Origin of the sequence: Streptomyces panacea (assembly GCF_040560175.1) — a bacterium.
GTDB lineage: Bacteria > Actinomycetota > Actinomycetes > Streptomycetales > Streptomycetaceae > Streptomyces > Streptomyces panacea.
This window is the reverse complement of sequence record NZ_JARJHW010000077.1, coordinates 1-14,864: the sequence shown is the minus strand read 5'-3', so window position 1 is coordinate 14,864 and position 14,864 is coordinate 1. Positions and strand designations below refer to the sequence as shown.

Genomic DNA, 14,864 nt, shown 5'->3' with positions numbered 1-14,864 from the left:
GGCACGAGCAGCATCCCGAACACCGCCCGAACACCGCCCCGTACGCCGCACCGTCCGCGTCCGCCGCCCGGGCGCCCGCCATCCGTTCTCGCGCACCCGTGCCCCGAACGGCGAAGTGCCCCCTCCCGTAAGGGAAGGGGCACTTCTGTCGGCTCAACCTCCTACGGAGGCGTCAGAGCTGCTTGATCCGGATGTCGCGGTACGAGATGACGTCCGTCGTGCCGTGCACCTGGAGCCCGACATAGCCGGACGAGTAACGCCGGCCGTCGGTACCCACGTCACCGGCGCGCGGCGGAGTGAACTCCTGGCCGCCGATGTTGTCGAACTCGTTGATCACCACACCGTTGCGCAGGATGGTGTAGTGCTGGTCGACCACCTTGATCTCGTAGTCGTTCCAGCTGCCCTTGGGCGTGACGCCCGCGCCGGCCAGGCCGACCCGGTCGAAGCCGTAGAGCGATCCCGTCTTGTACATGTCGCCGTCCGGGCGGTCCAGGATCTGGACCTCGTGCCCGTAGTTGATGGCGACCCACTCCGGCCGGCTCTCCAGCGGGTGACCGTTGACGTTCGGGAAGCGCACGAAGACACCGCCGTTGGCGTTGCCCGTGCCCGGAGCGTCGTCACGGAACTGGAGCTTCAGCGAGAAGTCGTCGTACTTCCGCTCCGGGAACCAGAGCATGCCCATGCCCTCGACGCTGGTGCTGCTCGTCATCGCGCCGTCGGCGGTGAGCGCGAACTTGCCGCCGCCGACCTGAGCCCACTTGGAGAAGGTGGTGTCCGTGCCGTCGAAGATCGTGCGGTAGCCGGTCGTCTCGCCCGGGCTGCCGATCTTCGACTGCTTGGCAGCCTTCGTGATCTTCGTGTGCTCGCGCGTGTCTATGACACCGTCCGACCGGAGCTTGGTGAGCACCGTCTCGACGTGCTTGAGGAACAGGGCGTGCGAGGACCAGTCCTTCTCGTCCTCGATCAGCTCGTTGATCGTGCACCGGCTCGTGGTGAGACGGTTCGGCACGCCCGTGTCGACGGCGCCGACGATGACCGTCAGACGTACGTCGTACTCGGGGCAGTTGGGGGCGGGAACGCCACCGCCCTTGGCGATGGTGAACGTCACCTCCTTGGCGGCCGAGGTGTTGCCCGCCTTGTCCGTCGCACGGTGGGCGAGCTTGTGGTAGCCCACCGCGTCGACGATCACGGCCTTCGTGTAGGCGAGGTACGGACCGCCGTCGAGCGAGTACTCGATCTTCTCGACACCCGAGTCGGCGTCCGTCGCCTTGATCGTCGCCGTGGCGCTGGTGATGTACGCGCCGTCGGAGTTCTTGTCACCGCTCACGGCCACCGTCGACACCGGCGCCGTCGTGTCCTTCACCGGCGGGACGACGACGGTGAAGTCGACGGCCTTCTCGGCGGCGGCGTTGCCGGCCTTGTCGGTGGCGCGGTAGCGGATCTTGTGCGTGCCCACGTCGTGGACCATCACCGGCGCGGTGTAGGTCTGCCAGGCCCCGGCCGCACCGACCGCGTACTCGATCTTGTTGACACCGGAACCGGTGTCCGAGGCGGTCACGGTGACCGTGGCCATGCTCAAGTACGCGCCGTTCGCGTCCTGTTCGCCGGTCACCGTCGCCGAGGTCTCCGGCGCGGTGGTGTCGTCCGTGGGCGGTGAGGCGACCTTGAACTCGGCAGTCTTCTCGGCGGCGACGTTGCCCGCCTTGTCGGTGGCCCGGTATCTGATCGCGTGATCACCGACCGTATTGACCACCACGGGTGTGGTGTAGAGCTGCCATTCGCCGTCGGCCCCGACCGCGTATTCGATCTTGTCGACACCCGATCCGGCATCGGTGGCGGAGAGCGTCACCGACGCCTGGCCTATGTACGCGCCGGCCTCATTCTGATCGCCGTCGAGCTTGACAGCGGTCTCGGGCGCGGTGGTGTCCTCACCACCGCCGCCCTCGGTGACCGTGAGGATGCCGGTCATCATGCCGTGTCCCGGTATCGTGCAGAAGTACCGGTAGGTGCCCGGGGTCAGGTTGACCTCGGCCGTCTGCTTGCCGCCCTGGGCGTCGTCCGGACTCGCCATCAGGTCGAGCGTCACGTCGTTGTTGTAGTCGGGGTTCGACCTGTCGAACGTGACCGTGTGCGGCATCGACGTGGTGTTGCCGGTGGCCTTGCTGTTCTCGAAGACGATCGTCGCGGGACCCGCGACGGCCGTCGTCGGAAACGTCAGGTACCCCGTGGTGGAGTTGCCCGCGGTCCAGTTCAGCACCTGGGCAGCCGCCATCGGCGACTTCCCGTTGTCGTCACGTCCGTATGCCTGTGTCGAGGTCAGCCCCAGCACCAGCATCAACGAGCCCAGCAGGGCCGTCCACAGATGCAGAGGTCGTTTTCGCACTGCGCCACCCTGTCTCACTGCGCCGCCTTCCTCGCCAGATCCGCGGCGGCGGGAGTGGCCTCGCCGCCCTTGTACGTCACACGCCAGAGTGCCGACTTCGCGTCCGAAGTAAAGAAGCCACGCCCGTAGTCGAGCACGTAGAGCGAGCCGTCCGGAGCGAACTTCCAGTCCATGAGGTTGCGGATACCGCTGTCACCGACCGGAATGATCTTCTTCAGGGACTCGGCGTGCACGGGCAGTCCGCCCTTGCCCGCGGTCTTGGGATCGAGGTTCACGGCGTGCCGCGGCTGCGTCTGGTCGTAGAAGTCGCCCACGAACCACTTGCCGTCCCAGTACGACGGCCAGCTCGCCGCGTTCGCCTTGTCGGCGTCGTACCGGTAGAGGGGACCGTTCATGGTCGCCTGGCCACCGCCCTTGAGCCACGGGAGGAGGAACTTGGCCTCCTCCGCCTTGTAGCTCGGGATGCCGTTCGCGTCCCGCGGGTAGTCCGGTGCGCCGCCCTGGGGCGAGTACCAGATGGTGTTGCCGGTGATCGGCGGGATGTTCACGAGACCGTCGTTGTTCGGGGACTCGTTCTTCGGCGCGTCGCAGTTGTACCAGCCCAGCGGCTTCGTCGGGTCCGGCAGATTGCGGTCGCGGTACGGCTGCTTGTTGCCCATGCAGTACGGCCAGCCCTGGTTGCCCGCCTTGGTGATGGCGGCGAAGGTGTCGTACTTCGCCGGGCCCCAGGTGGTGCTCGGGGCGCCCGCGTCGGGGCCGACCCAGCCCGCGTACAGAGTGTCGGTCTTCTTGTCGACGGAGATACGTGCCGGGTTGCGTACACCCATCACGTAGATCTCGCCGCGCGTCTTGTCGCCGCCCTCGTCGGTCTCCTCACCCGTGAAGAGATTGCCGGTGGGCAGGGTGTACGTGCCGTTGTCCTCGGGGTGGATCCGCAGGATCTTCCCGTTGAGGTTGTTGGTGTTACCGGCCGTACGGCGCGCGTCCGCGAAGGAGACGCCCTTGTAGTTCGGCTGCGGGTTGTTGCCCGAGTAACCCTCGCTGAACTGCGAGGAGTTGTTGTCCCCGGTCGCGATGTACAGGTTGCCCTTGGAGTCCCAGGCCATACCGCCACCGGAGTGACAGCAGCTGTTGATCTGCACCGGCCAGCTCAGCAGGACCTTCTCCGTGGCGAGGTCGAGCTTGTTGGTCGCGAGATCCAGGGTGAAACGCGAGACCTGGCGCTGCGCCATCCGGGTGTCACGGTTGATCTTGGAGTGGGGTGTGTAGTGCAGATACACCCAGCCGTTGGTCATGAAGTCGGGGTCCAGCTCGATACCGAGCAGGCCCTCCTCGTTCTTGACCAGCTCGTCGCCGCCGCCCTTGTTGCCGAAGATGGTCACGCCGCCGGCCTTGGTGACCTTCTTGGTCTCCGGGTCGTAGACGTGGATCTGGCCCTCGCCCTTGCCGGCGTTCGGGTCGGCCCAGTCGATCACGACGGGCTGGGTGTTGTCGCCGCCACCGCGGCCGATGTAGAAGACGCGGCCGTCCGGCGCGACGACGGTGCCGTGCGGCTCGCCGATCTGGTCCGACTCGCCCGGCTTGTTGGGCTGGGTCAGGCGCTCCGCCGTGTAGTTGGCGTCGATCGTCGCCTTGCAGTCGGCGCGTGAGATACGGGTGGTCCATTGGAGTGCGCCACGCAGGTGGTCGCGGAAGTCGGTCTCGGCGTACGAGTCGACCGTGGCGCCCATGCCCGTGTAGAAGGACCGGCCGCCGTCGTAGTCGCGGCACCAGGAGATCGGGTGGTCCGCGCCGTTGGCGCCCTCACCCGGCTTGTAGGTGCTCTCCCTGAGACGGGCCACGGTGTGCACGGTGCCCGAGGGGTTCTTGTCCCAGTTGAACCACTTGTCGGAGCGCTTCCACTCCTGCGGCAGGTTCTTCGTCGCGGGGTGCTGGCGGTCGCCCACCTCGACGGTCGCGCGCTGGACGGTGTCGGGGCTCGTCGTCTTGGGACGGGCGCCGATCAGTCCGGTGAACCAGTCGGAGTAAGGCTCGGTGCGCGCCGCGTCCCGAATGCCGAGGAAGCCTCCGCCGGCCTCGACGAAGGCTTCGAGTCCCGCCTCCTGCTCGGGATCCAGCACATCGCCGCCGCCCGTCAGGAAGACGACCGCGTTGTACCTGCCGAGCTTGGTGGCGTTGGTGAAGACCGAACCGTCACCGTTGGTCTCGGTCTTGAACCGCTGCGCGGTGGGGCCGGTCAGGCCGATCTTCTCGATCGCCTCTATTCCGGCGTTGACGATCGGGGACTCTTCCGAGGTCGAACCGTGGAAGACGAGCACCTTCACGTTCGCGCCGCCGGGCGGCGAAGGAAGGGACAACGTTGTCGACGGCGGCTCCGGGTACGGACCCGCCATGGCGTTTCCACCTAGCAGGGACGCGGCCATCGTGCCGGCCACCACGGTGGCGGCCATCGCGCGCCGGGATCTTGACCGGCGGTGTGGTACGCGCTGCATGTGTTCACCCACCCATCTTTGGTCACAGCAACAGGCGTGAAGCTAGACCTCTTTCGGTGGCGAGCCAAGAGGTATCACCGGAATGGAACTAACTTTGTCCTGAGTGTGGATAAACGAAGAGCCCCGAGTTACCGTGTGGCCGTCCCGGGGCTTCACTCTGTCCCGACAGTCTCAGCACCGCATGTGGGGAGTTCGGCATGGCGATGGACAGACGGAGTTTCAACCGGCGACTGATGGCCGGCGGCGCGGTCGCGGCAACTGGCGTGACATCGTTGTCCGTTGCCTCGGCCTCGTCGGCCGCCCCCGCGCCGATGGCGGCCGCGGAAGGCCCGAAGCGGGCGCCCGCCGGTGGCAAGGTGCACCATCTCACCATGGTGGCCGAACGGTTGGGCACGGGGAAGATCGGCTACGGCTTCGAGAAGGGCAAGGCGACGATCCCCGGTCCGGTGATCGACATCGTAGAGGGCGACACCGTCCACATCGAGTTCACCAATCTCACGGACGTCGACGCCAGCCTGCACGTGCACGGTGTCGACTACGACATCGCCAACGACGGCACCCGTATGAACAAGAGCCACGTGGAGCCGGGCGGCAAGCGCACGTACACCTGGCGCACCCACAAGCCCGGCAAGCGCGCGGACGGCACGTACCGCGAGGGCAGCGCCGGTTACTGGCACTACCACGACCACGTCGTCGGCACGGACCACGGCACGGGCGGCATCAGGCAGGGCCTGTACGGCGGCCTCGTGGTCCGCCGGGAGGGTGACATCCTTCCCGACAAGCAGTTCACGATCGTCTTCAACGACATGCAGATCAACAATCTGCCGGGTGCCGAGAGCCCGAACTTCGAGGCCACGGTGGGTGATCGCCTCGAAGTCATCATGATCACGCACGGCGAGTACTACCACACGTTCCATATCCACGGTCATCGCTGGGCCGACAACAGGACCGGGCTGCTCAGCGGCGCCGGTGACACCAGCCGGATCGTCGACAACAAGATCACTGGACCGGCGGACTCCTTCGGGCTCCAGATCATCGCGGGCGAGGGCGTCGGCGCGGGCGCGTGGATGTACCACTGCCACGTACAGAGCCACTCCGACCAGGGCATGGCGGGCCTGTTCCTGATCGCCAAGCCGGACGGCACGATTCCCGGGTACGAGCCGCACCACCGGGCGCGGGCGAAGAAGGGCGCGACGGACGCCACGGGCGCGAGCGCGCAGGGCGCCCACACGGGCCACTGACGGACGAGTCGCCACGGGCGGACCCGACGGGCGCCGGACGGGCCGACACACGGCCTGCCCGGCCCGTCGGGCTCGCCCGTCGTACACATGCGACGGGCGCCGATCGGTAGCAGACTCGGGAGGACAAGCGCACGGGGGGTCTCTCGAAGGAGCGACGATGCTCAGCACCCGTTACGTCCCAGGCTCACCGAACTGGGCAGATCTCGCCACGCCCGACATCGAGGGCGCGAAGACCTTCTACGGAGGCGTCCTCGGCTGGAGCCATGTGTCGGCCGGACCCGAATTCGGCGGCTACGGCATGTTCCAGCTGGACGGCAAGACCGTCGCGGGGGCCATGCAGCTCCCCGCCGAGCAGGCCCCGCCGTCCTGGACCCTCTACTTCCAGACAGCCGACGCCACGGCCACCTCCACGGCCGTGAAGGACAACGGCGGCACGGTCGTGAACGAGCCGATGGACGTCGAGGACCTCGGCCGTATGACGCTCTGCGCCGACCCGGCCGGGGCCGGCTTCGCCACCTGGCAGCCGGGGAAGAACAGCGGCCTGGAGGCCACCGACGCCCCGGGGACCCTCTGCTGGGCCGAGCTCTCCACCCCGGACACGGCCGCCGCCACCGGCTTCTACGGCTCCGTCTTCGGCTGGGGCACGACCACGATGCCGATGCCGGGAGGCGGGGGCGACTACATCATGGTCCACCCCGAGGGCAGAGGCCCGGACGGCATGTTCGCGGGGATCGTGCCCACCGCGGACGACCCCGCCCCCGCCGCGACAGGGCCGAACTGGCTCCTGTACTTCGGCACGGCCGACTGCGATGCTGCCGTGGCGGACTCGGAGCGGCTGGGCGGCACGACCGTCCTTGAGCCCAGGGACATCGAGGGTGTCGGCCGTTTCGCGGTGCTGACCGACCCGTACGGCGCGCGTTTCGCGCTCATGCAGGGCATCTCGCAGGACGCGTGAACGAGGGCCTTGGCCATGGCGGCGGCGGGCCCACCCGCGAGGGCGGGCCCGAAGGTCGTCTTTCGGACGGCTGCCCATCAGGTCATTGATCGAATGTTTATCGGCACCAGGCAGCGTGTGTGTCATGCCGATCGATCCCACGAACACCCTCACCAGCATCACCGGGCGCACGGGACAGGAGCTCGCCTGGCAGGAGAACGCCCTGTGCGCCCAGACCGGCCCCGAGTTCTTCTTCCCGGCCCCCGGCTCCTCCACCCGCGAGGCCAAGCAGCTCTGCGGTGCCTGCGAAGGACGGCGGGAGTGTCTTGAATACGCCCTGGACAACGACGAGCGCTTCGGGGTGTGGGGCGGGCTGTCGGAGAAGGAGCGCGAACGCCTGCGCCGCAGCGGCGCGGCGAGCACCGCCTGAGCCCGGCCACATCACGACAGGTGGTGATCGGAACCGGTCAGGAAGCGGGAAGCTGGAACGTTTCGCCGTACATCTTCCATCGCAGCGGCCCCGCGAGCTCCATGTTGCCCTCGTCGAGGAAGACCCGCTGGGCCGTGTCTATGCGTGAGGTGTCCCGCTGCGTCTCGGTCACCTTTGTTTTGATCACGAGCCGGCTCTGGTCGAGGAAGGCGTTCAGATACTCCTTCTCCGAACCGCCCTCGGCCGCCGTCTTCGCCTTCTCCATCGCCGCGTGCCGGATGCCGTAGAAGCCGCCCTTGTCGAGACCGGGCCCGTGCAGCACCATCGCGTCGTAGTAGATGAACTGGCCCAGTGTGCTCAGGCCGTCCATCTTCGCCAGCCGCACCGCCGGGTCGAAGTAGACACGGTCGCGCGTCCTGTCCTGAGCCTTGCGGAAGGCGGGATTCTCGGACGCGGTCGCCCACGCCTCCGTGAAGCCGGGGTCCAGACCCTTGTGCGAGTCGGTGCCGTCCACGTCGCGCAGCGCGCGGAGGTACGGCGCCAGGGGGTTGTCCGGGTGGCCCTCGGTGTAGTCCTCGACGAGCTGGAGCATGTCGTTGGTGCCCGAGCAGAACCCGACGATGCCGGCCGTGTAGCCGTTGCCGTCGTCCAGGTCCTCGATCGCGTCGTACTGACCGCGCCAGTCCAGCGTGGAGTTCTCCGCGCTCGCGATGATCCGGGCGGCCGTCTCCTTCTTGTCGGGAGCCGCGAGACCCGGCGGCATCTTCGCGATCCGCTCCTCCAGCTTCTTCTTCTCGCCGTCGCTCGCGGAGGCGAGGGGGTCGGGGGCGGCGCTCGCCGTGTTCTCCGGCGGATTGTCGGCCAGAACGCCGGAATCGCCGCCTCCGCCGAAGATGACGGAGACGACGACAGCGACAGGTGCGCCGATGAGGAAGAGACGGGTGACAGCCTTCACGTCGCACAGCGTACGACGCTCGATTCGAACACCCGTGGGGAGTCCCCCTCGGAGTCAACACACCCTGGTGGGACACGTGATGAATGCGTGCCGCCCGCGACGGGGCGGGGTCGCGGAGTCGGTGTCGGCGGGGACGCCGGCCCCGGTCGTCGCGGGATCAGCCGGCGGCGCGCGCGGCCATCCGCGCCTTGCGGGCGGCGAGCTTCTCGTCGAACTTGCTCGCCTCCGTGTCGAGCCCGCCCATGTACAGGCCGAGCTCCTCCTGCGCCTTGAGCCCCTCGGGACCCAGCCCGTCGATGTCGAGCACCTTCAGATAGCGCAGCACCGGCTGGAGCACGTCGTCGTGGTGGATGCGCATGTTGTAGATCTCGCCGATCGCCATCTGCGCGGCGGCGCGCTCGAAGCCCGGCATGCCGTGCCCCGGCATCCGGAAGTCGACGACCACGTCGCGCACGGACTGCATGGTCAGGTCCGGGGCGATGTCGAAGGCCGCGCCGAGCAGGTTGCGGTAGAAGACCATGTGCAGGTTCTCGTCGGTGGCGATACGCGCCAGCATCCGGTCGCAGACCGGGTCACCCGACTGGTGGCCGGTGTTGCGGTGCGAGACCCGGGTCGCCAGCTCCTGGAAGGCGACGTACGCGACGGAGTGCAGCATCGAGTGCCGGTTGTCCGACGTGAAGCCCTCCGCCATGTGCGTCATCCGGAACTGCTCCAGCTTGTCCGGGTCCACGGCGCGCGAGGCGAGCAGATAGTCGCGCATCACGATGCCGTGCCGACCCTCCTCGGCGGTCCAGCGGTGCACCCAGGTGCCCCAGGCTCCGTCGCGGCCGAAGAGACTGGCGATCTCGTGGTGGTAGCTGGGGAGGTTGTCCTCGGTCAGCAGATTCACCACGAGGGCGATCTTGCCGATGTCGGTCACCTTGGACTGCTGCGGCTCCCAGGCCGTGCCGTCCTCGAAGAGACCGGGAAAGTTGTGGGCGTCGGACCAGGGCACGTACTCGTGCGGCATCCAGTCCTTGGCGACCTTGAGATGGCGGTTGAGTTCTTTCTCCACCACCTCTTCCAGCGCGTACAGCAGCCGGGCGTCGGTCCACGCCTCCGAACTGCCGAGATGGGGAGAGGTGACTGTCACGTGTGCTCCTGGGGACGGGAGTAGTACCTACGGGTTCGTAGGTTACGTGACCGTAGGTTAAGGGTGCGATAAGGCGAGAGCCAACCCCCGATCTGCGACGCCCGGTCGCGCGCGGTTATCCGCGCAGGTCACGCAGCCGTACCGAGAGGCAGGTCACGCACCCTTCGAGCTTCTCGAACTCGCTGATGTCCACCGGAACGGGCTCAAGACCGAGACCCGCGAACAGTTCCGCGCTGCGCGGCGCGCTCGCCGCCATCAAAAGCTTCTCGCCGCCGAGCAGCACCACGTGCGATCCCGCCTCCTCGGGCACGGCCAGGAACCGCGGGAAGAGTGACGGGTCGTCGACGAGCGGCGCGAAGCCGATCACGGTCCCGTCCGGCAGCGCGGTCACCGCCGACTTCAGATGCAGCACCTTGCTCACCGGTACGGCGACGACCCGCGCGCCCAGCGGCTCGAACGCGGCGCTCAACTGCCGCAGGCCGTCCTCGTTCGTCCGGCCGCCCTGCCCCACGTAGACCGTGTCGCCGACCTTGAGCACATCGCCGCCGTCGAGCGTGCCCGGCTCCTCCACCCGCTCGACCGAGCAGCCGAGCGCCGACAGAGCCTCCTCGACCGCCGCCGTCTCCGGCCGCCGCGACTCGGCACCCGAACGGGCGATCAGCGCGACATCACGGAACATCACCACCGGGTCCTCCACGAACACCGCGTCCGGGCAGTCGTCGGCGGGCGCCACCTCCGTGGTCTCCCAGCCGTGCGCCCGCAGCGCGGCGGCGTACGACTCCCACTGCGCGAGGGCCAGGTCGGCATCGACGGGCGTGCGCTCCAGATGGGTCACCAGGCCCTCGGTGAGACGTGGGCCGGGGCGTCGGATCAGGGCTTTCCCGCTGGTCATGGGCTTCTCCGGGTCGGTCGTGGTCGGGTCGGTCGTGGTCGGGCCGGTCGACCCGTCGGGCCGGTCGACCTCGACAGGCCGACCGGGTCCGTCGACCCGTCGGTGTCGTCGGACCCGCCAACGCTACGTCAACCCGCGATCACCGAAGAGGCCCGCTCACGCACCGACCTCCCGCCGCAGATACTCGGCGGTGAAGGACTTGGGGTGGCGCAGCAGTTCGGCCGGCGTTCCCTCGAAGACGATCTCGCCGCCGTGCTTCCCGCCGTCCGGGCCGAGGTCGATCACCCAGTCCGCGTGCTTGACGACATCCATGTTGTGCTCGACGCAGATCACCGAGTTCCCCGCGTCCACCAGCCGGTCGAGCAGGGCCAGCAGGGTGCCCACGTCCGCCATGTGCAGCCCGGTGGTCGGTTCGTCCAGGACGTACACGCTGCCCGTACGGTGCAGTTGGGTCGCCAGTTTGAGGCGCTGCCGCTCCCCGCCCGACAGTGAACTCAGCGGCTGACCGAGCGTCAGATAGGTCAGCCCCACGTCGTTCAGCGTCCGCAGCTTGCGCAGCATCGCCCGGTCGCCGCCGAACTCCTCGAAGAACGGGATCGCCTGAGCGGCCGTCATGTCCAGCACGTCGACGATCGACCTGCCGCCCACCCGGAGCGTCAGTACGTCGTCGCTGAACCGCCGCCCCTCGCACATGTGGCAGACCGTCGTCACCGGATCCATGAACGCCAGATCGGTGTGGATGATCCCGCGCCCCGCGCACGTGGCGCAGGCGCCCGAGGAGTTGAAGCTGAAGAGGCCCGGCTCGACCCTGTTCGCCTTCGCGTACACCTTGCGAATGATGTCCATGGTGCCGAGGTACGACGCCGGGGTGGACCGCGACGAGGCCGTGATCGCGCCCTGGTCGATGACGATCGCGTCCGGGTACGCCGCCGTGAAGACCTGGGAGACCAGCGTCGACTTGCCCGACCCCGCGACGCCGGTCACCGCCGTCAGCACCCCGGCCGGGAACCGTACGTCGATGCCCTTCAGATTGTGCAACGCGGCGCCACTCACCGGCAGTTGACCGGTCGGGGGCCGGAAGGTCCCCTTCATGGGCGTACGGCTCACGAGATGGCGGCCGGTGAGTGTGCCGGCGTTCCGCAACTGCTCCACCGTCCCCTCGAACACCACGTGCCCGCCGTCCGCGCCCGCCCGGGGCCCCATGTCGACGACATGGTCCGCGATCGCCACCACGTCCGGGTCGTGCTCCACCACCAGCACCGTGTTGCCCCGATCGCGCAGCCGCCGCAGCAGATCGTTCAGCCGGCCCACGTCGCGCGGATGCAGACCCACACTCGGCTCGTCGAAGATGAAGGTCAGTCCGGTCAGTGAACTCCCCAGATGCCGCACCATCTTGAGCCGTTGTCCCTCACCGCCGGAGAGCGTGGTCGTCTCCCGGTCCAGGCTCAGATAGCCGAGCCCGATCCCGACCAGCCGGTCGAGCCGGGCACGCGCGGCGGCGGCGATCGGCGTCGCCACCGGGTCGTCGATCCGCGCCAGCACGTCCACCAGGTCGGCGACCTCCATCCGTGTGTAGTCGGCGATGCCCAGGCCGTCGATACGGGTCGCGAGCGCCGCCTCGTTCAGCCGCGCCCCGCCGCACGCCTCGCACACCCGCTGCGCGGTGAACCGGTTCGAGGCCTCCTGGCGCTTCTCGGACATCCCGGCCGTGTCGCGCCTGAGGAAGAGCCGGGTGAACCGGCCCACGACGCCCTCGAACCGCATGTCGGCCGAGCCCGTCCGCATCTCCAGCGTGACGGTGAAGTCGCCTCCGTGGAGCAGTAGTTGGCGCTCCTCGGCGGTGTACCGGTCGAGCGGCTTGGCCGGGTCGAAGTGCCCGGAGCCCGCGTACAGCTTCCACTCCCAGCTGCCCACCGAGAGCCCCGGCAGCAGCAGCGCGCCCCCGTTCAGGGACTTCGACCAGTCGATCGCGCGGTCGAGGTCGAGCCGGACGACCCGTCCCACGCCGTCGCACTCCGGGCACATGCCGGCCGGGTCGTTGAAGGAGTACGCGGTGGCCGCCCCCGCGCTCGGCGTGCCGTACCGCGAGAACAGCACCCGGATCACCGAGTAGATGTCGGTCATGGTGCCGACGGTGGAGCGGACGTTGCCGCCGACCGGCTTCTGGTCGATGACGATCGCCACCGACAGGTCGTCGATCGCCTCGACGTGCGGCCGCTCGTGCTTGGGCAGCCGGTTCCTGATGAACGAGGTGAAGGTCTCGTTGAGCTGGCGCTGCGACTCCACGGCGATCGTGTCGAAGACGATCGAGGACTTGCCGGACCCGGAGACCCCGGTGAAGACGGTGATCCGGTCCTTGGGAATGGTGAGCGAGACGTCCCTGAGGTTGTTCTCACGGGCGCCCACGATGGTGATGTTCTGAGGCATGGGCCCGAAGCTAATCGGGAATCCAGACAGCTTCTGTCCGGATTCCCGATCGGCCGCGCGCCTTTCTCCCGAGGGCCGGAGCGGGCCTCAGGACATGCCCCGGGACGGCGGCCCCGCCCGTACCTCCTCCACCGTCGTGTCACGCAGCTCGCCGTCCAGCACCAGCCACCGTGTGACGCCGATCGACTCCAGGAACGGCAGGTCGTGGCCGGCCACGACCAGGGCGCCCCGGTACGCGCCCAGCGCCGCCGTGAGCCGGCGCACGCTCGCCAGGTCGAGATTGTTCGTCGGCTCGTCCAGCATCAGCAGCCGGGGCGCCGGCTCCGCGAGCAGCAGGGCGGCGAGCGAGGCGCGGAACCGCTCCCCGCCCGACAGGGTCCCGGCCGGCTGGTTCGCCCGCGCGCCCCGGAACAGGAAGCGGGCGAGCCGCGCCCGGATCTCGTTGTCCGTGGCGCCGGGCGCGAACCGCCGCACGTTCTCCGCCACGCTCAGCGCGTCGTCCAGGACGTCGAGCCGCTGCGGCAGGAAGCGCGTCGGCACCAGCGCCTCGGCCTCGCCCGAGACCGGCGCCAGCTCCCCGGCGATCGTCCGCAGGAGCGTCGTCTTGCCCGCCCCGTTCCGGCCCACCAGCGCGATCCGCTCCGGGCCGTGGATCGCGAACTCGCCCGAGGCCCGCGCGCCGTACCGCAGCTCCAACTCGCGCAGCCTCAGCACGCCGATGCCGGAGTGCACCTCGGTGGCGGGCAGTTCGATCCGGATCTCGTCGTCGTCGCGCACCGCGTCGACCGCCTCGTCGAGCCGTTCCCTCGCCTCCGCGAGCTTCGTGGTGTGCATGACGCGGTGCTTGCCCGCCGACACCTGCGCCTGGCGTTTACGCTCCTGCATGATGGCCTTCGGCTCGCGCTTGGTGTCCCACATCTTCTGGCCGTAGCGCTTGCGTCGTGCCAACTTGACCTGCGCGTCGGCCAGTTCGCGCTTCTGTCGCTGCACGTCGCTCTCGGCGACGCGCACCATGCGCTCGGCGGCCTCCTGTTCGACGGCGAGGGCTTCCTCGTACGCGGAGAAGTTCCCGCCGTACCAGGTGACCTCGCCGTCCCGCAGGTCGGCGATCCGGTCGACCAGATCCAGCAGTTGACGGTCGTGGCTGACCACGACCAGCACGCCGGTCCAGGCTTCGACGGCCTCGTGGAGCCGCCCGCGGGCGTACAGATCCAGATTGTTCGTGGGCTCGTCGAGCAGCAGCACCGAGGGGCGGGCCAGCAGCAGGGCCGCCAGCCGCAGCAGCACGCACTCGCCCCCCGACACCTCGCCGATGGTCCGGTCGAGGCCGATGTGGCCGAGCCCGAGCTGGTCGAGGGCGGCGCGCGCCCGTTCCTCGACGTCCCAGTCGTCGCCGATCGCGGTGAAGTTCTCCTCGCTCGCGTCGCCCGCCTCGACGGCGAGCAGCGCGGCGCGGGTACCGGCGATGCCGAGCGCCTGGTCGACGCGGAGACCGGTGTCGAGAACGGCGTCCTGCGGGAGGTAGCCGATCCCACCCACGGTGGCCGTCCTGCCCTCGGCGGGCGTGAGCACGCCTGCGATCAGCTTCAACAGGGTCGATTTCCCCGACCCGTTGACGCCGACCAGGCCGGTCCTGCCGGGCCCCACGGCCAGTTGGAAGTCCTCGAACACGACGGACCCGTCGGGCCAGGCGAAGGAGAGCGCGGAGCAGGTGATGCGGGGGGAAGTGGACATACGGGTCTCCAGGACGCTGCGAAGGGAAGCGGGGCAACGGTGGGAGACACCGGCGGAGGGCACCGGAAGAGGACGGCTCGACAGCCGAGGTCACACGCGGTGCGCGCGGGCACAGAGCCGCGCGGCACGGTGTCTCAGGACCTCAGAAGAGCAACGTCCTACTCCGTTCGGTGACAACAGGACGCTGTACACCGTACGAGGGCATGGGTGCGGGAGCAACGGGTTTTCGGGTGGCGGTGTTGGC

General features: G+C 68.7%; 10 protein-coding genes. 3 read left to right on the top strand and 7 right to left on the bottom strand.

Features of this window, described 5'->3' with window-relative positions; genetic code table 11:
* Window positions 1-172: 172 nt before the first annotated feature.
* Together P3L51_RS19360 and P3L51_RS19355 are read right to left on the bottom strand one after the other, a co-directional pair.
* Complete coding sequence (locus P3L51_RS19360) at window positions 173-2,335, bottom strand: OmpL47-type beta-barrel domain-containing protein (protein WP_354606535.1); 2,163 nt, start codon at window positions 2,333-2,335, stop codon at window positions 173-175.
* 62 nt (window positions 2,336-2,397) lie between these two features.
* On the bottom strand, window positions 2,398-4,875 hold the full coding sequence (locus P3L51_RS19355; RefSeq protein WP_354606516.1) for a ThuA domain-containing protein: 2,478 nt from the start codon (window positions 4,873-4,875) through the stop codon (window positions 2,398-2,400).
* Window positions 4,876-5,078: 203 nt separating this feature from the next.
* Here P3L51_RS19355 and P3L51_RS19350 point away from each other — a divergent pair, with 203 nt between their 5' ends.
* The 3 genes from P3L51_RS19350 (at window position 5,079) to P3L51_RS19340 (ending at window position 7,480) form a co-directional block, all read left to right on the top strand.
* Window positions 5,079-6,116: a multicopper oxidase domain-containing protein gene (locus P3L51_RS19350; RefSeq protein ID WP_354606534.1), complete on the top strand. Its 1,038-nt coding sequence runs from the start codon at window positions 5,079-5,081 to the stop codon at window positions 6,114-6,116.
* A 157-nt stretch (window positions 6,117-6,273) separates the two neighbouring features.
* Window positions 6,274-7,071: a VOC family protein gene (locus P3L51_RS19345; protein ID WP_354606515.1), complete on the top strand. Its 798-nt coding sequence runs from the start codon at window positions 6,274-6,276 to the stop codon at window positions 7,069-7,071.
* 124 nt (window positions 7,072-7,195) lie between these two features.
* Window positions 7,196-7,480 (top strand): WhiB family transcriptional regulator, encoded by a 285-nt coding sequence (locus P3L51_RS19340; RefSeq protein WP_354606514.1) that lies wholly within the window; start codon window positions 7,196-7,198, stop codon window positions 7,478-7,480.
* 37 nt (window positions 7,481-7,517) lie between these two features.
* On the opposite strand, the gene P3L51_RS19335 is transcribed toward P3L51_RS19340, so the two are convergent.
* The 5 genes from P3L51_RS19335 to P3L51_RS19315 all read right to left on the bottom strand — a co-directional run bounded on the left by P3L51_RS19335 (window position 7,518) and on the right by P3L51_RS19315 (window position 14,620).
* Window positions 7,518-8,435 (bottom strand): chitosanase, encoded by a 918-nt coding sequence (locus tag P3L51_RS19335; protein ID WP_354606513.1) that lies wholly within the window; start codon window positions 8,433-8,435, stop codon window positions 7,518-7,520.
* Window positions 8,436-8,592: 157 nt separating this feature from the next.
* Entirely contained in the window at window positions 8,593-9,567 is a 975-nt protein-coding gene (locus tag P3L51_RS19330; protein ID WP_354606512.1) for an acyl-ACP desaturase, read from the bottom strand.
* 115 nt (window positions 9,568-9,682) lie between these two features.
* Window positions 9,683-10,459: a dimethylargininase gene (gene ddaH, locus P3L51_RS19325; protein WP_354606511.1), complete on the bottom strand. Its 777-nt coding sequence runs from the start codon at window positions 10,457-10,459 to the stop codon at window positions 9,683-9,685.
* A gap of 156 nt (window positions 10,460-10,615) precedes the next feature.
* Window positions 10,616-12,886, bottom strand: coding sequence for an ATP-binding cassette domain-containing protein (locus tag P3L51_RS19320; protein WP_354606510.1), 2,271 nt, complete (start codon window positions 12,884-12,886; stop codon window positions 10,616-10,618).
* 87 nt (window positions 12,887-12,973) lie between these two features.
* Window positions 12,974-14,620 (bottom strand): ABC-F family ATP-binding cassette domain-containing protein, encoded by a 1,647-nt coding sequence (locus P3L51_RS19315; protein WP_354606509.1) that lies wholly within the window; start codon window positions 14,618-14,620, stop codon window positions 12,974-12,976.
* Between the last annotated feature and the right edge of the window lie 244 nt (window positions 14,621-14,864).